This window comes from Streptomyces sp. NBC_00876 (assembly GCF_045207435.1).
In the GTDB taxonomy this organism is placed as follows: Bacteria; Actinomycetota; Actinomycetes; order Streptomycetales; family Streptomycetaceae; genus Streptomyces.
Genome location: NZ_CP108800.1, coordinates 6,690,060 through 6,706,929, shown reverse-complemented (window position 1 = coordinate 6,706,929; position 16,870 = coordinate 6,690,060). Strand labels below are relative to the sequence as shown.

At 72.1% G+C, this 16,870-nt stretch carries 16 protein-coding genes and 1 pseudogene; 3 read left to right on the top strand and 14 right to left on the bottom strand.

The window, feature by feature from the left end:
• Positions 1 to 66: 66 nt before the first annotated feature.
• Together OG782_RS29430 and OG782_RS29425 are read right to left on the bottom strand one after the other, a co-directional pair.
• Positions 67 to 894, bottom strand: coding sequence for an SDR family NAD(P)-dependent oxidoreductase (locus tag OG782_RS29430; RefSeq protein WP_406456042.1), 828 nt, complete (start codon positions 892 to 894; stop codon positions 67 to 69).
• The gene (locus OG782_RS29425; protein ID WP_406456040.1) at positions 891 to 2,372 is read right to left on the bottom strand and encodes a DHA2 family efflux MFS transporter permease subunit; all 1,482 of its coding nucleotides are present in this window, start codon (positions 2,370 to 2,372) and stop codon (positions 891 to 893) included. The genes OG782_RS29430 and OG782_RS29425 overlap by 4 nt, the downstream gene beginning before the upstream one ends.
• A gap of 138 nt (positions 2,373 to 2,510) precedes the next feature.
• Here OG782_RS29425 and OG782_RS29420 point away from each other — a divergent pair, with 138 nt between their 5' ends.
• The 3 genes from OG782_RS29420 to OG782_RS29410 all read left to right on the top strand — a co-directional run bounded on the left by OG782_RS29420 (position 2,511) and on the right by OG782_RS29410 (position 5,450).
• Positions 2,511 to 3,200 (top strand): TetR/AcrR family transcriptional regulator, encoded by a 690-nt coding sequence (locus OG782_RS29420; RefSeq protein ID WP_406456038.1) that lies wholly within the window; start codon positions 2,511 to 2,513, stop codon positions 3,198 to 3,200.
• A gap of 123 nt (positions 3,201 to 3,323) precedes the next feature.
• Positions 3,324 to 4,040 (top strand): response regulator transcription factor, encoded by a 717-nt coding sequence (locus OG782_RS29415; RefSeq protein ID WP_406456036.1) that lies wholly within the window; start codon positions 3,324 to 3,326, stop codon positions 4,038 to 4,040.
• Between the two features lie 180 nt (positions 4,041 to 4,220).
• Positions 4,221 to 5,450: a cytochrome P450 gene (locus tag OG782_RS29410; protein WP_406456034.1), complete on the top strand. Its 1,230-nt coding sequence runs from the start codon at positions 4,221 to 4,223 to the stop codon at positions 5,448 to 5,450.
• 66 nt (positions 5,451 to 5,516) lie between these two features.
• Here the strand turns inward: OG782_RS29410 and OG782_RS29405 are convergent, their stop codons facing one another.
• The 12 genes and pseudogenes from OG782_RS29405 to OG782_RS29350 all read right to left on the bottom strand — a co-directional run bounded on the left by OG782_RS29405 (position 5,517) and on the right by OG782_RS29350 (position 16,855).
• Positions 5,517 to 6,356, bottom strand: coding sequence for an SDR family oxidoreductase (locus tag OG782_RS29405; protein ID WP_406456032.1), 840 nt, complete (start codon positions 6,354 to 6,356; stop codon positions 5,517 to 5,519).
• The gene (locus OG782_RS29400) at positions 6,353 to 7,021 is read right to left on the bottom strand and encodes a hypothetical protein (RefSeq protein WP_406456030.1); all 669 of its coding nucleotides are present in this window, start codon (positions 7,019 to 7,021) and stop codon (positions 6,353 to 6,355) included. Before OG782_RS29400 ends, OG782_RS29405 begins: the two co-directional genes overlap by 4 nt.
• On the bottom strand, positions 7,011 to 7,610 hold the full coding sequence (locus OG782_RS29395; RefSeq protein ID WP_406456028.1) for an NADPH-dependent FMN reductase: 600 nt from the start codon (positions 7,608 to 7,610) through the stop codon (positions 7,011 to 7,013). Before OG782_RS29395 ends, OG782_RS29400 begins: the two co-directional genes overlap by 11 nt.
• The gene (locus tag OG782_RS29390; RefSeq protein ID WP_406456026.1) at positions 7,607 to 8,833 is read right to left on the bottom strand and encodes an MFS transporter; all 1,227 of its coding nucleotides are present in this window, start codon (positions 8,831 to 8,833) and stop codon (positions 7,607 to 7,609) included. Before OG782_RS29390 ends, OG782_RS29395 begins: the two co-directional genes overlap by 4 nt.
• Positions 8,830 to 9,795, bottom strand: a complete 966-nt coding sequence (locus OG782_RS29385) for an LLM class flavin-dependent oxidoreductase (protein WP_406456024.1) — start codon at positions 9,793 to 9,795, stop codon at positions 8,830 to 8,832. The genes OG782_RS29390 and OG782_RS29385 overlap by 4 nt, the downstream gene beginning before the upstream one ends.
• A gap of 54 nt (positions 9,796 to 9,849) precedes the next feature.
• A pseudogene (locus tag OG782_RS29380) lies at positions 9,850 to 11,807 on the bottom strand (SDR family oxidoreductase).
• Positions 11,804 to 12,742 (bottom strand): aromatase/cyclase, encoded by a 939-nt coding sequence (locus OG782_RS29375; RefSeq protein WP_406456022.1) that lies wholly within the window; start codon positions 12,740 to 12,742, stop codon positions 11,804 to 11,806. Before OG782_RS29375 ends, OG782_RS29380 begins: the two are co-directional and overlap by 4 nt.
• 38 nt (positions 12,743 to 12,780) lie before the next feature.
• The gene (gene fabG, locus OG782_RS29370; protein WP_406456020.1) at positions 12,781 to 13,566 is read right to left on the bottom strand and encodes a 3-oxoacyl-ACP reductase FabG; all 786 of its coding nucleotides are present in this window, start codon (positions 13,564 to 13,566) and stop codon (positions 12,781 to 12,783) included.
• A 9-nt stretch (positions 13,567 to 13,575) separates the two neighbouring features.
• The gene (locus OG782_RS29365; protein ID WP_406456018.1) at positions 13,576 to 13,857 is read right to left on the bottom strand and encodes an acyl carrier protein; all 282 of its coding nucleotides are present in this window, start codon (positions 13,855 to 13,857) and stop codon (positions 13,576 to 13,578) included.
• A gap of 162 nt (positions 13,858 to 14,019) precedes the next feature.
• A complete protein-coding gene (locus tag OG782_RS29360) occupies positions 14,020 to 15,246 on the bottom strand; it encodes a ketosynthase chain-length factor (protein ID WP_406456016.1) in 1,227 nt (408 codons plus the stop codon).
• A complete protein-coding gene (locus tag OG782_RS29355) occupies positions 15,243 to 16,532 on the bottom strand; it encodes a beta-ketoacyl-[acyl-carrier-protein] synthase family protein (RefSeq protein WP_406456014.1) in 1,290 nt (429 codons plus the stop codon). Before OG782_RS29355 ends, OG782_RS29360 begins: the two co-directional genes overlap by 4 nt.
• Entirely contained in the window at positions 16,529 to 16,855 is a 327-nt protein-coding gene (locus tag OG782_RS29350) for a TcmI family type II polyketide cyclase (protein ID WP_406456012.1), read from the bottom strand. Before OG782_RS29350 ends, OG782_RS29355 begins: the two co-directional genes overlap by 4 nt.
• Positions 16,856 to 16,870 lie beyond the last annotated feature (15 nt).

Sequence of the window (16,870 nt, the reverse complement as noted above, 5' to 3'; positions counted from 1 at the left end):
CTCCTCAGTCTCCTCGGCCGGATGTCCGGTTCCCAGGGCCGCTGTCTCAGGTCTTCGTCAGAAGTGTCAACTCCCCGCAAGGAGCTGGTCGGTGAGGCCGCGCAGCCGGCGTGCGGCCGCCGGTTCGAAGCCCCGGGTGTCGACCGGAATGCGATGGCCCTCCACGAATGCGCTGAGCGCCTCGGCGGGGGGTTTGTCGATGGCGTCGATGATCGGCGGCAGCGCGGCCCCGACGGGCTTCGCGTGCTGCTGCATCGACCGGATGTGGGGCAGTGTCTCGGCGTCGTACTCGCCGGAGAAGCCGGTGGCGGTGACGCCGGGGTGGATCAGTACGTAGCGGATCCCGGCCGGTCCGTACTGTTCGGCATAGGAGACGCCCAGCAGGTCGTTGAGCTTTCCGCCCTGGCCGAGCGCGGCCCCGCCGTGGTAGCGGCGGCTGAGCTGGAGATCGTCCCACTGGACGAGCTCGAGGCCTGCTCCCGGTCCGGCCACATTGACGACGACCGGGTGCTGCGCCCGGGAGAGCGGCTCGGCGAGCGCCTGGCCGAGCACATGGCGGCTCAGATAGAACAGCGCGAAGTTCTCCTCGTACCCCTCGGCGGTCTCCGTACGGCGGGAACGGTAGTGACGGGCGCACAGCACCAGCGCGTCGACCGTCGGGAACGCGGCGCGGATCTCCTCGGCGGCGCGGGAGGTCTCCGCGAGCAGGCTGAGGTCGGCGGTGATGAAGAAGGCCCGTCCATCGGCGCCCGCCGCGCGCGCGTCGTCGAGGAAGCTGCGGCCCTTCCCGGGGTTGCGGCCGATGACGACGACCGTGTCGCCCCGGCCCAGGTACACCTGGGCGAGTGCTTTGCCGATGCCGTCGGTGCCACCTGCGATGACCAGGGTATTCACTTGCCGTCTCCCAGCGCGTGGACGGATGCGGACATCTCTTCCGCCGGATTCTCCGCACCGGGATCAACCGCCGGCGTGGCTGCGGGGCGGCCCGGCAGCAGGGTCGCCGCCGCCAGGACGAGGACGAGCACGACGGAAACGGTCCAGTACGCGGCGTGGAATCCGCGGACCGGGTCCCCGTCCCCCGCGGTCTGCATCACGAGCGCGACGACCGCGATACCGATCGACGCCCCGAGCTGGTTGAGCATGTAGAGCACCGAGCTTCCCTGCGGGACCAGGGAGGCGGGCAGGGTGCGGTAGAGCGAGGCGATCGTGGGCGCGCCGACCGCGCCGAGGCCGACACCGATCGTGAACGCGGCGACCGCCGGCCACACTTCGGAGGTGTCCGCCCCGATACGGGTGAAGGCCAGGGCACTCAGCAGCGCCAGGGCGCCGCCCGCCTGTACGAGGCTCCGTGAACCGACCCGGTCCGAGAGCCGGCCGGCCACCGGCATGGAGAGGGCGGATCCGATGCCGAGCGGGGCGAGCAGCAGAGCGGCCTCGAAGCTGCCGTGGCCCTGGACCTGTTGGTGGTAGAGGGGCAGCGCGAAGAGGCTGGCGAAGGTGGCGAGTCCGACGAGCGAGCCGACCGTGACGCTGGCGGCGAAGCTGCCGCGGCTGAAAAGACGGAGGTCGATGAGGGGTGCGGCCTTGCCCTCGGCGGGCCGGCGAAGGGCGTGGAAGGCGTATCCGCCCAGCAGCAGGACGGACAGGGTCAGCGGCACGAGCACCGACCAGACGGCGAACGCGGCCTGCTCGGCGGCCTGCGAGAGAGCCAGGACACCGGCCGCGACGCCCGGTCCGATGAGGGCGAGCCCGAGGATGTCGAGCTTGCCCGCGGACGACTTCTCGGCGGGGGTGTCCGCGGGCAGGTACTTCAGCGCGAGCACCAGGGCGACGAGGCCGATGGGTACGTTGACCAGGAACATCCAGCGCCAGTCGGCGCCCTGGAGGATGATGCCGCCGACGACCGGGCCGAACACCGGGCCGCTGGAGCCGACGACGCCCATCAGGCCCATGACGCGCCCGGCGCGGGCGGGTCCGGAGGCGCGGGCCAGCAGGGTGAGCATCAGCGGGTCGAGCAGTCCGGCGCCGAGGCCCTGGACGATCCGGAAGACGATGAGGCTGGGCGCGTTCCAGGCGAGGCCGGAGGCGACCGAGCCGGCCAGGAAGACGACGAGGCCGAGCAGCCACAGCCGGCGTCCGCCGAACCGGTCCACCGCCCAGGTGGTGACCGGGATCGAGACGGTGAGCGCGAGCAGGTAGCTGGTGGACACCCAGCTGATGGTGGACAGCGATGTGTCGAACTCGTGGGCCAGGGTGTCGGCCGCGACGGCGATCATCGAGCCGTCGAGGATCCCCATGATCCCGCCCAACAGGATCACGCCGATCAACCGCCGCAGGGCGGGATCCAGACGTTCGTCCTGTGTATGCGCCATGACTGTCTCCGGTGAGATCGAGCGAGAATTGCACTGGCGAGTGCAGCGTAGGGCACTCGCTCGTTCGTTTTCAACGCCCCGTCCTATTTTATTGCACGTGCCAGTGCATTTTTCGGCCCGGGTGGGTACGATGGCGGTGTGAGCGGAACGAGTACCCCCAAGACCCCGTCGCGAGGCCGCATCGACAAGCGGCAGGCGATCCTGAGCGCTGCCTTCACCGTGTTCGCGGAGCGGGGTTACGCCCGCGCCTGCATGGAGGAGATCGCCGAGGTCGCGGGAGTCGCCAAGCACACCGTGTACAACCACCTCGGCGACAAGCAGAACGTCTTCCGCAGCGCGATGGAGGCCGCGGCCGACGACGTGATGGCGCAGAACCTCGCCGTCGTCGAGCTGTTCCCCGCCGAGGGCGGGACGGGCGCGAGCGCCACCGCACCGCAGGACGACGTGTCCGCCCGGCTCGAAGTCCTGGCGCACCGCCTGCTGTTGCGATGTTGCAACGAGCAGTCCTGGGCGCTGCGCCGCCTGCTCTACGCGGAAATCACCCAGTTCCCGGACCTGCTGGAGATCGTCTGGGGACGGGGTGCGAGCCGGCTCAAGGAAGCGCTGGCCGACCGACTGGCCCGGCTGGCCCTGTCCGGCCGGCTGAGGCCCTGCGATCCGGCGGAGGCGGCCGAACATTTCCTCGCCCTGCTGACCGGTCCGATGGAGGCCCGGTCCCAGCTCGGCACCCGAGCCGTGCCCGAGGCGGAGATCCGCCAGGTGGCGCACTCGGCGGTCCGGACCTTCCTTCAGGCATACGGTGCGCCAACTCCGGTCACCAGCTCTTGAGTTGAAGCACCACGGCAGGTGAGACCGGTCGTACGCGAAGCGTTCATGAACCTCCGTGAACGCTTCTTTAAGACCGTCGACACGTGCCATCGGATCCGGGGCTCCGCAGAGAACATCGACTGCGTGCGCGTACTCGATCGGATCAAGGGAGACATCGTGCAGATTCTCGTGGTGGAGGACTCACACAACAGCAGCGGCGAACTGTCCCGGGCGCTCGAACGCCATGGGTACGGCGTGGCCTCCGTCGGCAACGGCGCGACGGCACTGGACGCACACCGTGGTGCGGACATCGTCCTGCTCGACCTCGACCTGCCCGACATCGACGGCCTGGAAGTCTGCCGGCGTATCCGCGAGGAAGCGGACACACCGATCATCACGTTCACCGACAGCGGCAGCGAACTCGACCGGGTACTCGGCCTCCGGGCCGGCGCGGACGACTGCCTCGACAAGCCCTACGAATTCCGCGAACTGGTGGCACGTATCGAGGCCGTGACCCGGCGCCGGCACGCCCGGCCCGGATTAAGGGAATCCCTGACGGTCCTGTCGATCGGCACTCTGCGTATCAATGCCGCGTCCCGCGAGGTCCTGCTGCGCGGGAGCCCCGTCGATCTCACCCGCAAGGAATTCGATCTGCTCTACTACCTCGCCCGGCACTCCGAGAGCGTCGTCAGCCGGCAGCGGCTGATGACGGAGATCTGGGAGGACCCGATGCCTCATCTGCTCGGCCCCCGGGCGACCCGCACCGTGGACACCCATGTCAGCTCCCTGCGCAGCAAGCTGGGGCGGAGCAGCTGGATACGGACGGTCCGCGGGGTGGGGTTCAGAGTCGGACACGAGTAGGACACGGCTGCGGGCCGGGGGACGTCCATGTCTCCCGGCCCGCTCCCGTCCCGCCGGTTTTCCTTTTCCTGACATCGAATTGTCGAGATGTGATGAACCGGCTGACCGAGACGGAAAACGGCCGAATCTAGAGTCGGCAGGGACCGCGTGCTGGTTCACCTCACAGACGGAGACCGTCCGATGACGACGACCGATTCCGGAAATCCGAATTCCCTCTCCTCCTGCCCCTACCACTCCTCCGGCTTCACCTCCGAACGCCTCGACCTCGATCCGGCCTATGCGGCGCTGCGGCGCGACGAGCCCGTCGCGCGGGTCACGATGCCGCACGGCGGGGACGCCTGGATGGTGACCCGGTACGCGGATGTACGCGCCGCGCTCTCCGATCCCCGGCTGAGCCGGGCGGCCGCCGTCGGCAAGGACGTCCCGCGCTCCAGCCCGCTGATCCAGCAGGCCGACTCCCTCCTCAGCATGGATCCGCCGGACCACACACGCCTTCGCCGGCTCGCGGCGAAGGCGTTCACCGCCCGTCAGGTGGCCGCCGTCCAGCCGCGGGTGCAGGCGGTCGTCGACGCCCTCGTGGACCGGCTGGAGGAGTCGGGGTCCCCGGCGGACCTGGCCTCCGGACTGGCCTGGCCCATGGGCATCACGGTGATCTGCGAGACCTTCGGTGTGCCCGTCGAGGACCGCGGGCGGTTCCGTGAATGGACCGACGCGATGATGGCGCTGACGGTCGCCGATCCGTCGACCATCCAGGCGGCCCGGGACAGCCTCGACGCCTATCTGCGGGAGCTGATCGCACGGCGCATCGCCGAGCCCGGCGATGACCTGCTGAGCCGCCTGGTCACCTCGCGCGAGGGTGACGACCGGCTGACCGAGGGCGAACTCGCCGTGTTCGCCGTCGATCTGCTCACCGCGGGGCACGAGACGACCGCCAACCAGACCGGCAACTTCCTCTACACCCTGCTCTCCCGGCCGCTGCTGTGGGAGTCCCTGGTCAAGGACCCCACGCTGGTGCCCGGCGCGGTCGAGGAGCTGCTGCGGTACACCCCGCTCGCCACCAGCGTGGCGCCGTTCTCCCGGATCGCCGTGGAGGACTTCGAGCTCGCCGGGCAGCTGGTGCGCGCCGGTGACGCGGTGGTCGCGCAGAACGACGCCGCCAACCGGGACGAGGCCGTCTTCGAGAACCCGGAGGAACTGGACTTCAGCCGGGCGGTCAACCCGCATGTGGCGTTCGGGCACGGGCCGCACCACTGCCCCGCCGCCCCGCTCGCCCGCCTCGAACTCCGTACGGTCATAGAGACCTTGGTGCGCCGGCTGCCGGGGCTGCGGCTCGCGGTGCCGGCCGACGAGGTCGAGTGGAACACCAACCGCGTGATGCGGGGTGTCAGCCGCCTGCCCGTCCAGTGGTAGGACCGCGACAGCGATGAGCGGCGCCCCCACCGGGGGCGCCGCTCATCGCGTCGGGGCCGTGGCCGGTCAGCGGAAGGCGTCGGCGTTGTCCTTCGCCCACCGTGCGAAGGACAGCGCCGGACGGCCCAGGACCGCCTGTACGTCGTCGGATGTCTTCTGCGGCCGTCCGTCCCGCGCCGCCTGGTAGTCCAGGAGGGTGTCGGCCAACGGTGCGGGCAGGAAGGCGGTGAGCTGTTCCCGGTACTCCTGCGGCGAGATCAGCCGCACCAGGACCTCGCGGCCCGCGGCCGCCGCGACCAGCTCCGCCTGCCGCCGCGCCGGAAGGGACTGCGGTCCGGTGACCCGCAGCGTGGCACCCCGGTGGGCCTCGTCCAGGAGCGCGCGGACCGCGACGTCCGCGACATCGGACTCGTGCACCGGTTCGCTGTAGGTCTCGGGATAGGCGAGCCGCAGCGGACGCCCGGCCCGTACGTCCGGTGCCCACTGGAGTGCGTTGGTGGCGAAACCGCCGGGCCGCACGAAGGTCCAGCCGAGCCCCGAGGCCCGCAGCACGTCCTCCACGAGCAGATGCTGCTGGGCGATCGGGCTCGTGCCCGCCCCGTCGGTGTCGATGGCGAGCGAGGAGAGCAGCACGATGTGCCCGGCTCCGGCCGCCGCCGCGGCCTCGGTCAGACGGGCGGCGCCGGCCGGCTGCGCGTACAGGAAGATCTTCTGTATGCCGTGGAGCACCTCGCGCAGGTTCTGCGGCGAGGCCAGGTCCAGCCGGGTCCGCTCCACCTCGTCGGGCAGCGCCGTCAGGGAATCGGGGTCGGTGCTCGCGGCCCGGACCTTCTCCCCCTGGGCGAGCAGTCCGCGCACGACGGCGGCGCCGACCCGGCCGCGCGCTCCGGTCACCAGAATGGTCATGTCTCGCTCCTGTCGGGGGTGATGCCGTGGTGGAGGTGGAAGCGGCGGAAGCCGATGGGGCGCACCCCGGGGGTCGCGCCGGTGGCCCGGAGGGTCGCCGCACGGGCGGCCCCGTCGAGGAACGCCAGATGCGCCTCGTCGCCGGTCCACTCCGCGTAGTTGAGTACCCGGCTGCCGTCCGTGGCGGTGTGGAAGTGGGCGCCGATCATGCCCTCGCGCTGGGCGGGCGGTGCCTCGGTGACGGCCTTGGCGACGGATTCGACGATCCGTTCCTGGCGCTCGGCGCCGTCGACGTCGAAGGTGGCGACGACGACGGCGCCCGGCGGTGTTCCGGAGTGGTCCAGGACGATGCTGGTGTGCAGCCGGTAGGAGACGGCCGCGGCGGCCGCCGGGCCGTGCAGCGTCCGGACGAGGTCGTGGTGGGCCGTGGGGCGGGTGGCCTGGACATAGGTGAGGACGGTGTCGCCGTCCGTGCTCAGATACGCGTGGAAGGAGAGCAGCCCCTTCGGCCATGCGGCGGCGGCCCACTGGGCGGACACGTCGTCCAGCAGGGCGAGGGCGGCGGCCCGGTCGGGGGCGTACCAGTGCGTGATGTGGACCGAGGTGACGTCCGGGCGGGCGATGTCGGGGCCGCGGCCTGCGGCGGCCCGGTTCTCAGCGCCCATAAGGCTGTTCCGCCCGCGCTGTGCGCAACGCGTCTCCCCACCAGACCAGTTGGTCGAGCAGGACGTCGGCGGCGCCTTCGCTGCCCTTGGTGTCGAGTGGTTCTCCTCCACCGTCGAAGGCCTCCCAGGCCGTGTGGAAGCTGACGGTCTCGCGGACGGTGACGGCGTGCAGTTCGGCGAAGACCAGCCGCAGTTGCTCGACGGCGCGCAGGCCGCCGGCCACTCCGCCGTAGGAGACGAAGCCGACGGGCTTCGCGGCCCATTCGGCCAGGAACCAGTCCAGGGCGTTCTTGAGGGCGGCGGGAAAACTGTGGTTGTACTCGGGGGTCACCACGACGAAGGCGTCGGACCCGGCGAGCGCCGTACGCAGCGCGTCCCGGTGCGGGATCACGTCGGCGGGCGGTTCCTGGCCCGGCGCGGGTAGCACCAGGGGCAGGGGGTGGGCGAGCAGGTCGACGGTGCGGACGTCCAGCTCGGGCCGGGCGCGGGCCTGCCGGGTGAACCAGTCGGCCGGGGTCGGGCCGAGGCGTCCGTCGCGGACGCTGGCCGTGATGACGGCGAGGGAGAGCGGAGGTGCGGAGCGGGTCATGCGGCTTCCTTCTGAAGGAGTGGGCGGGGACGTCCGGCGTCGCGGAGTCCGGGGAGGGCGGCCGCCAGGCCGGCGGCCGCCGCGGCGGCCAGCAGGGCGAGGGCGGGGCGCCGGTCGTCGAAGACGGTCAGGAGCCAGGCGGTGAGCGGAAGGATCAGGACCGCGCCGAGTTGCACGGCCGTCTGGTAGAGCGGGATCGCCGTGGCACGGCGGGCCGGCGGGACGGCTTCGGCGGCCCGCATGTTGAGGGCCGCGAAGGAGAGCACGAACCCCGCGCCGACGAGGAGCAGGACGGGCAGCGTGCCGGTGAGGTACGCGTCGGAGGGGGGCCGGTACAGCGCGAGCAGATATCCGAGCAGGGGCGCCGCCGCGCCCAGCGCGATGAGCCGTCCGGTTCCGTAACGCCGCACCAGGGCCCCGGCGAAGGGCACGGTCACGGCGAGCGGCACGCAGGCGGGCAGCAGTGCGAGCGCGCCGAGCCAGGGCGACAGGCCGAGCTCCGCCTGTGTCTGGAAGGTGAGCAGGAACAGCAGCCCGTGGTACGTGCCGTTGAGTGCGGCCGCGCCCAGACAGGTGCGCAGCAGTACGGCCTCGCGCGCCCCGGGGGGCCGGGCGCGGCCGGTGGCCGGGGGCGGCGGGACGTCCTCCTCGCGGGGGACCAGGCGCAGCCCCCACAGCAGGAGGAGGAGGGCTACGGGGGCGGGCAGGAGGAAGATCCAGCGCCAGCCCGCCTCCAGGAGCGCTCCGGACAGCAGGAGCCCGGCGGTGAATCCGGCGGCCCCGAACAGCGAGTAGACCGAGACGGCCCGCCGCCGCTCCGGGCCCTCGGGATAGGCGGTGCCGATGATGGCGAGCCCCATCGGCGCGGTGAGCGCCGCGCACGCGCCCTTGACCACCCGGGTGGCGATGAGCAGGGCGGGCCCGTCCGCCAGTCCGCCCGCCACGGACGCGACGGCGAAGCCGAGCATCGCGGCGAAGTAGACCCGCCGCCTGCCGAAGCGCGCGGCGAGCCGCCGTCCGGTGGTCAGCAGGGCCGCGAACCCGAGGGCGAAGCCGCTCATCAGCCATTGCACGGTCAGCAGCGACAGATCCAGGTCGCCGGCGATCACCGGCAGGGCGACCAGGACGAGTGACACCTCGATCGCGTCCAGGACCATGTTCCCGGAGAGGATGAGCAGCAGCGCCCACCCGCGTCCGGCGGAGGGCCGGCCGGTGCGCGTCATGGCAGCAGGCGCGGCAGCTGCTCGGTGACCAGCTCCAGGTTCTCGGCGACCAGGTCGTCGGGCATGCCGGCGATGCTCGCCCAGAAGATGAGGTGCTTCACGGGCAGGCCCGCGGTCAGCTCCTTGATGCGGACGGCGGCGTCCTCGGGGGTGAGGATGTCGAGCAGTCCGCGCCGGTCCTTGGCGTCCGGGTCGCGCAGGTCCTCGATGGTCAGCGGCGGCGGGCCGTCGAAGGCGGTGCCCTGGAGGGCTCCTTGACGGTAGGAGTTCACCTGGTGGACCAGGTGCGGGCCGATGCGGTGCCAGGCGGCCTCCGGGTCGCGGGAGAGCAGGAGGGGGACCAGATCGCTCACGCGGGCGGTCGCCGGGTCGTGGCCGCCCTCGGCCAGGCCCTCCCGGTACTGCGCGAAGCGTTCGCGTGAGATGTGCAGCAGTCCGATGCCGAGCCGGCCGGCCAGCCGGGCGCCTCGGGGCCCGTAGAAGCCGCCCCAGACCGGCGGCGGGTCCTGGACCGGCAGGGGGGTGATGCCGCGCTCGCGCCACAGGCGCAGGATCTCGGCGATGCGTTCCTCGGTCCGGGCGAAGCGGTGGCCGAAGTCGGCGTCGAAGAGCGTGTACTCGGGGACGCGGTAGCCGGCGCCGAGGCCGAGTTCGAGCCGGCCGTCGCTGAGGATGTCGACGATCGCGGCCTGCTCGGCGATGTCGACGGGGTGGTGCAGGGCCGGCAGGACGACGGAGGTGCCGATGCGGGCGCGGCTGGTCCGGGCGGCGACGGCCGCCGCGAAGGTCAGCGGCTGGGGCAGGTAGCCGTCCTCGAAGCGGTGGTGCTCGGTGAACCACAGGCCGCCCGCGCCCCGGCGGTCCGCTTCCTCGCAGAACTCCAGGGTCCGCGCGTAGTGGTCGGCCCAGGGGCGGTGCCACTGGTCGGGGTTGCGCAGGTCGAAGAGGAGTCCGACGTCCATGACAGGTGCCTTTCGAAGGTGGATGGCCGACGCGTTCGGGCGGTCCCGGCGGGCTCAGCCGAGGAGGGTGCCGCCGGTGGCGTCGACGAAGGAGCCGGTGATCCAGCGGGCCTCGTCGGTGGCGAGGAAGGTGACGACGTCGGCGACGTCCCCGGCCTCTCCCACGCGCTGGAAGGCGGACAGCTTGGCCATCTCCGCCACCGCTTCGGGGATGTCGAAGACGGGGCTCCCGTTGTCGGTGATCCCGGGCGCGACGCTGTTGATGGTGATGCCGCGGGGGGCGAGCTGCCGGGCCAGGTGGAGGGTGAGCTGTTCGACGGCGCCCTTGGTCATGGCGTACGCCACCTGGCCGGGGTTGGCGACCCGGGTCAGCCCGGAGGAGATGTTGACGATCCTGCCTCCCTCGGGGATGGACGGCAGGGCGCGCTGGATCAGGAAGTAGGGGGCCTTGGCGTTGACGGCGAAGAAGCGGTCGAACTGCTCGGGGGTGACGTCCTCGGGCGCGACGCCGTTCTGGGTGGTCTCGCCCGCGTTGTTGACGAGGATGTCGAGGGTGGTCTCGCCGGTGCGCTCCTTCAGTCCGCGTTCCAGACCGAGGAAGAGTTCGTGGACGTCGCCGGGGACGCCGAGTTCGGCGCGGACGGTGAAGCCGTGGCCGCCCTCCTGCTCGATGGTCTCCAGCGTCGCGTCGGCGGACTTCTCGTCGTGGGCGTAGTGGACGGCGACGAGGGCGCCCTCGCGGGCGAGCCGGATCGCGATGGCGCGTCCGATGCCCCGGCTTGATCCGGTGACGAGTGCGGTCCTGCCTTCGAGCCTGTTGCTCATGGTCAGCTCCCTGTGGTTGCGGGCGGTAGGGGTGTGTCGAGTCCGGTGACGGTCCGGGCGAGATGGCGCCGGACGGCGCCCAGGTCCAGGAGTTCGGCGAGGACCTCGCGTACTCCGTCGACCTCGGGGCCGCCGAGCAGCAGCCGCGCCTGGGCCCGGATCCCGGTGAGCGCGCGGGCGGTCGCCGGGTGGCGTTCTCGGTGGTAGGCGTCGAGTCCGCCGTCGTCGGCGCGGCCGGTGACGCGGGCGGCGAGGCGGGGCCCGAGGGCGGCGGCGTCCTGGAGGCCCAGGTTGAGTGCCTGGCCGCCCACCGGCATCTGGACGTGGGCGGCGTCGCCTGCGAGCAGGACCCGGCCGCGCCGGTAGGCGGTCGCCTGCCGGCTGGTGTTGTCGAACGCGTTCAGCCAGAGCGGGGTGCCGTGGGCGATGTCCTCGCCGGTGACCTCGGCCCAGGCATCGGCGACCTCCGTGAAGGAGGGCGGCCCGGTGCGCCGGCCGGGCGGCGTACCGAAGAGGTGGACCATCACGCGGGTGGAGCCGTCGGGCCAGCGGTGTGCGGTGGCCAGTCCGTGCGGGTGCCGCTCGAAGCGCCGGTCGGGCACGTCGAGGCCGGCCACGTCCGCGCGCAGCATCTCCAGCGTGCCGTCCTCGCCGGTGAGTTCGAAACCGCCGAGGCGCCGGACGGTGCTGCGTTCGCCGTCGCAGCCGACGACGAAGGCGGCCGCACAGTGGTGCGCGGTGCCGTCGGCGCCGGTGTGCTCGACGTCCACCCGGTAGGGGTGGGGTGCGATACCCGTGACGCGGTGTCCGCGCCTGACCCGGGCCCCGAGGCCGGTGGCCCATTGGGTCAGGACGGCCTCCAGCCGGGCCTGCGGGCATTTCCACTGTCCGGCGTGCGGGTGGCCGGGTTCCGCTTCGGCGAGGTCGAGGCGGAGCCCGCCGAAGTGGCCGGGTCCGCCGCCGGGCAGGGTGCCCAGGCGTCGCAGCACGCCGCGGTCCTGGAGGATGTCCAGGGTGCGGCTGTGCAGGGTGGACGCCCGGGACTCCGTGGTGGGTTCGGCGAGTTGCTCCAGTACGGTCACCCGTGCGCCGCCGAGGCGCAGTTCACCGGCGAGGAGCAGCCCGACGGGTCCCGCCCCGACGACGATCACGTCGGCCGCCGGGGCCCCGGCCCCCGGCCCGGTCAACGCCGGGTTTCCGCGTACTGCCTGGCGTGGCCCAGGGTGGCGCGGCTGTTGCCGCCGAGGGCGTCGCGGATGTAGGCGCGGGCCTCGGGGACGCCGGCGTCGCTGCCGAGGATCTCGGTGATCTTCCCGGCGTCCAGGACGACGGTGTGCTGGGAGGTGGCGGTGGTGGTTCCGTCGGCGTCCTCGTCGATCTGCCAGTAGCCGGTGTGCAGGGTGAGCAGTCCCGGCAGGGTGGTCTGCTTGTAGGCGATCCTGCGGTGGGGGAAGCAGACCCGGACGGATTCGGTGGTGTGCGTCGATCCGTCCTTGGTACGGGTGTCCAGGCGCAGGATCTGGAGGCCGGGGGTGTCCTCCGTGAGCCGGACACCGGCGACGTGCGGGAGCCGCTCGGACCAGAGCGTGGCCTCGTTGAGGAAGTCGTACACGTCCTTGGCGGAGCCGTCGATGCGCACGGAGTCCTCGAAGGAGAGGGACAGCTCGGCGTCGGTGGCGCCGAGTTCGAGGTTGGTCCGCAGACCGGGCAGCTCGGCCCGGCTGTTGCGGTCGACGGCCTCGTCGATCCAGATCAGCTTCTCCGGGTCGTCGTCGACGGCCCGGTACTCGTGGAGGAGCCGCACCCGGGTCCGTCCCCCGTCGAGGGGCTCGAGGATCCAGGTCCCGGTCATCTCGGCCACGGGGTGGGCGGGTATCTCCTGCCAGAAGCGGATCCGCAGCCCCTCGGGGTCCAGGACGCGGATGGAGGTCCAGCTCTTGGCCTCGCCGTTGGCGGTGGCCCAGATCCTGATGCGCTCCTGGTCGCCGTCGACCTCCAGCTGCTCGACGTGGACGGAGGGCGGGAAGAGCCGGGGCCAGTTCTCGACCTCGGCGAGCAGCCGGTAGACGTCCGAAGCGGCGGCGCGGACGGTGATCTCGTGCTCGACCTTGCGGGTCGTCATGGTGAAGTCTCCTGTCGGTGAGGCGTGCTGAAAACGCGTCAGAAGTTGCCGAGGCCGCCGCAGACGTTGAGGGCCTGCGCGGTGATGGAGGCGGCGGTGTCGGAGGCGAGGTAGCCGACCAGGCCGGCGACCTCCTCGGGGGTGGAGTAGCGGCCCAGCGGGATCTTGGCGGTGAACTTCTCCAGGACCGCGTCCTCGGTGGTGGCGTAGGCGGCGGCGTAGCCTTCGCGCACGCGCTGGGCCATGGGCGTCTCCACATAGCCGGGGCACACGGCGTTGACGGTGATTCCGGTCGGGGCCAGTTCGTTGCCGAGCGCCTTGGTGAAACCGACCACGCCGTGCTTGGAGGCGGAGTACGGGGCGCCGAGGACGACGCCCTGTTTGCCGGCGGTGGAGGCGATGTTGATGATCCGGCCGCGGTCCTTGCCGCGCAGGCCACCGGCGTTCAGGACCTCCCGGGTGACGCGGAAGACACTGTTGAGGTTGGTGTCGATGACGTCGTCCCAGAGCTCGTCGGCGATGTCCGCGGTGACCCCTCCCCCGCTGCGGCCGGCGTTGTTGACGAGGACGTCGACCGTGCCGTAGCGGTCCACGGCGGCGGCGACGAACGTGCGGACGTCGTCGGCCGACCGGACGTCGAGGGTGGCGCCGTCGACGTCCAGCCCCTCCGCCCGCAGTTCCTTGACGGTGGCGGTGACGTTGTCGTCGCTGCGCGCTCCGATGAAGACGCGGTGGCCCTGGCCGGCGAGCAGCCGGGCGACGGCGAGGCCGATGCCGCTGGTGGCGCCGGTGACGAGGGCGACGGGACCGGTGTGCTGGGACATGAGGGCTCCTCAGACGGTGCGGGCGGCGGTCAGCTGGGTGTTGACCACGTCGATCAGTGCCCGGGGGGTGTCGGCGTCGGTCAGGGTGTCGTCGTCGAGCGCGATGCCGTATTCGCGCTCGATCCGGCCGCCCGTCTCCAGCAGGGCGAGCGACTCGTAGCCGAGGGCGTCGAAGGTGGTGTCGAGGATGTCGGCGTCGAGGTCGACACCCTCCTCGGCTCCGGCGGCCTCCCGCAGGATGCGGCGCAGGTCGTCGAGGGCGAAGACGGTGTGGGTGCCGGGCAAGGACATGGCGGAGCCTTTCGTGGCGTGGCGTGGCGTGGCGTGGTGTGGACGCGGTGCGGCGTGGTGCGGCGTGGCGTGACGTGGTGTGGCACGGCGTGGTGCGGCGTGGCGCGGAAGGTGGTGCGGTGCGGGTGGGGCCGGTGCGCGGTTGGCGGGGTCGCTGGTGCGTCACCCGTGGCCGGCGGCGGCGCGCACGACGAGCGCGGAGTTGAAGCCGCCCTGTCCCCGGGCGAGGACCAGCGCGGTGCGCAGTGCGGCGGGGCGGGGCCGGGAGCCGACGAGGTCGATCTCGTACCCCTCGGCGAGGGTGGAGCCGACGGTCGGCGGGATGACGCCGTCCCGCAGGGAGAGCAGGGCGGCGGCGACGTCGAGGGGCGCGGCGCCGGAGTACAGGCGCCCGGTCATGGTCTTGGGCGCGGTGACCGGCACCCCGCGCGGTCCGAAGACCTTGGTGAGCGCCTCGGCCTCCGCCCGGTCGAGTTCCGGCAGGGCGGCGGCGTCGGCGAACACGACGTCGACGTCGGCCGGTTCGCTGCCGGCGTCGGCCAGGGCGAGCTCGATCGCCCGCTGGAGTCCCGGGGCGCGTCCGCTGCCGGGCCGCGGGTCCATCGTGGAGGCGTGGCCGGCGATCTCCCCGTACACCCGGGGGGCGCCCCGGCGGCGGGCGTGCTCGGCCTCCTCGACGACGAGGAGGGCCCCTCCCTCCCCCGGTACGTGTCCGGAGGCGTCGGCGTCGAAGGGGAGGTAGGCGCGTTCGGGGTCCTCGGAGGTGGTGAGGCGGCCGCCGGCGATCTGCGCCACCCAGCCCCAGGAGCACAGGGAGGCGTCCACGGCGCCGGCGACGACGACGGGAGTGCCCTTGCGGACCTGTCGTCGTGCCTGGGCGAGGGCGTCGAGGCCGCCGGCCTGGTCGCTGACGACGACGCTGCTCGGCCCCCGGGCCCCGGTGCGGATGGAGATCTGTCCGCTGTTGACCGCGTAGAACCAGGCGAAGGACTGGTACGCGGAGACGTAGGGGCCGCCCTTGCTCCACAGGGCCTTGAGCTCGTTCTGGCCGAACTCGAAGCCGCCGGAGTGGCCGGCGGTGATCACGCCGACGTCGTAGTCGGGCAGGTCCGCCGGGGTGACGTTCGCGTCGGCGAGGGCCCAGTCGGCGCCGACGAGCGAGAGCCGCGTCATCCGGTCGGTCTGCGGCAGGAGCCGGCCCGGCAGGAGGTCGCCTGCTTCGAAGCCGGTGATCTCGCCGGCCAGCCGGGAGGGGTAGGGCGTGGGGTCGAAGCGGGTCAGCGGGGCGATGGCCCGCCGGCCGGCGAGTGTGGCCTGCCAGTAGGTCTCCAGGCCGAGGCCGTTGGGGGCGGCGACGCCGATTCCGGTGACCACGGTCTCTGCGCTCATCGGGTGCTCCGATCGGGTCGGGCGAGGACGACGGCGCTCTGGAATCCGCCGAAGCCGCTGCCGACGGACAGCACCGCGTCGGTGTGCCGGTCGCGGGCGGTCAGCGGCACGTAGTCGAGGTCGCACTCGGGGTCGGGGTTGTGGAGGTTGGCCGTGGGCGGGACGACATGGTGCTCCATGGCGAGCACGGACGCGGCGATCTCGATGGATCCGATGGCGCCGAGCGAATGGCCGACCATCGACTTGATCGAGGAGACCGGGGTCCGGTAGGCGTGCTCGCCGAGGCTCCGCTTGAAGGCCGCGGTCTCGTGGCGGTCGTTCTGCTTCGTGCCGGAGCCGTGGGCGTTGATGTAGTCGATGTCCTCGGCGTCGAGCCGCGCCTCGTCCAGCGCCACCCGGATCGCCTCGGCCATCTCCTTGCCGTCGGGCCGCAGTCCGGTCATGTGGAAGGCGTTGGAGCGGGTGGCGTACCCGGCGATCTCCGCGTAGATGTGGGCTCCCCTGCGGCGGGCGCTGCCGAGCTCCTCCAGGACGAAGACGGCGGCGCCCTCGCCGAGGACGAATCCGTTGCGGCTGGAGTCGAAGGGACGGGAGGCGTGTGCGGGGTCGTCGTTGCGGGGGGTGGTGGCCTTGATGGCGTCGAAGCAGGCCACCGTGATCGGGGAGATCGGGGCGTCGGTGGCGCCGGCCACCATCACATCGGCGAGTCCGTCCCTGATGACTCCGACGGCGTGGCCGATGGCGTCGATACCGGAGGTGCAGCCGGTGGAGACGACCGTGCCGGGACCTTCGGCGCCTACGGCCCAGGCGACCTCGGTGGCGAAGGAGCTCGGGACCAGGAAGTTGTACAGGTGCGGAACGGCGTAGCGGTGATCGACCAGGTCGAGCCTGCCACCGTCGCTGACCGTGCGGTATTCCTGGTCGAGTCCGGTGGTGGCTCCGACGGCGCTGCCGATGGTGACTCCGGTGCGTACCGGGTCGAGGGCCGCGAAGTCGAGCCCGCTGTCGTGGACGGCCTCGCGGGCGGTGACCACGGCGAACTGGGCGGCCCGGTCCATGCGCCTGACCTCCTGCGGGCCCAGGCCCGCGAGCTCGGGGTCGAAGTCGACCTCCGCGGCGATCTGGGAGCGGAACGGCGAGGGGTCGAAGAGGGAGATCCGGCGCGTCGCGGTGCGGCCCTGCGAGATGAGCTGCCAGAAGTCCTTGGTGCCGAGGGCGCCGGGGGCGGTGACGCCCACGCCGGTGATGACGACGCGGCGCTCCGGTCCGGCCGGGGCGGCGCTCACTTGGCGCTCCAGTGGTAGAAGCGCCGGGCGAGGGCGTCGGCCGGTGAGCGCCAGGTGGCGGGGTCGTAGGCCGCGATGTGGGGCTTGAGGTCGTCGCTGATGCCGATGAACCGGCTGTCCGACTTGGCTGCCTCGATGCGCTCGCCGCCGTCCTCGCCGTCGAAGTCCTGAAGGTGGAAGTAGAGCCCGCGGTACGTGAACAGCTGGCGGCGGCGGGTGCCCATCCGGTGGGGCATGTCGGTGGTGTCGAACTCGCCGAAGAGACGGGCGACTTCGTCGGCGCTGCCGAGTTCCATCCGGGCAACGATGAGGTTGCTGTGCATGGTGGCCTCTCTGAG

What these genes read in the sequence shown, in the direction of transcription:
- OG782_RS29400 (WP_406456030.1), bottom strand. Translation starts at nt 7,021, where the DNA reads ATGGGCGCTGAGAACCGGGCCGCCGCAGGCCGCGGCCCCGACATCGCC.
- OG782_RS29375 (WP_406456022.1), bottom strand. Translation starts at nt 12,742, where the DNA reads ATGACGACCCGCAAGGTCGAGCACGAGATCACCGTCCGCGCCGCCGCT.
- OG782_RS29350 (WP_406456012.1), bottom strand. Translation starts at nt 16,855, where the DNA reads ATGCACAGCAACCTCATCGTTGCCCGGATGGAACTCGGCAGCGCCGAC.
- OG782_RS29410 (WP_406456034.1), top strand. Translation starts at nt 4,221, where the DNA reads ATGACGACGACCGATTCCGGAAATCCGAATTCCCTCTCCTCCTGCCCC.
- OG782_RS29405 (WP_406456032.1), bottom strand. Translation starts at nt 6,356, where the DNA reads ATGACCATTCTGGTGACCGGAGCGCGCGGCCGGGTCGGCGCCGCCGTC.
- OG782_RS29390 (WP_406456026.1), bottom strand. Translation starts at nt 8,833, where the DNA reads ATGACGCGCACCGGCCGGCCCTCCGCCGGACGCGGGTGGGCGCTGCTG.
- OG782_RS29385 (WP_406456024.1), bottom strand. Translation starts at nt 9,795, where the DNA reads ATGGACGTCGGACTCCTCTTCGACCTGCGCAACCCCGACCAGTGGCAC.
- OG782_RS29360 (WP_406456016.1), bottom strand. Translation starts at nt 15,246, where the DNA reads ATGAGCGCAGAGACCGTGGTCACCGGAATCGGCGTCGCCGCCCCCAAC.
- fabG (WP_406456020.1), bottom strand. Translation starts at nt 13,566, where the DNA reads ATGTCCCAGCACACCGGTCCCGTCGCCCTCGTCACCGGCGCCACCAGC.
- OG782_RS29395 (WP_406456028.1), bottom strand. Translation starts at nt 7,610, where the DNA reads ATGACCCGCTCCGCACCTCCGCTCTCCCTCGCCGTCATCACGGCCAGC.
- OG782_RS29425 (WP_406456040.1), bottom strand. Translation starts at nt 2,372, where the DNA reads ATGGCGCATACACAGGACGAACGTCTGGATCCCGCCCTGCGGCGGTTG.
- OG782_RS29365 (WP_406456018.1), bottom strand. Translation starts at nt 13,857, where the DNA reads ATGTCCTTGCCCGGCACCCACACCGTCTTCGCCCTCGACGACCTGCGC.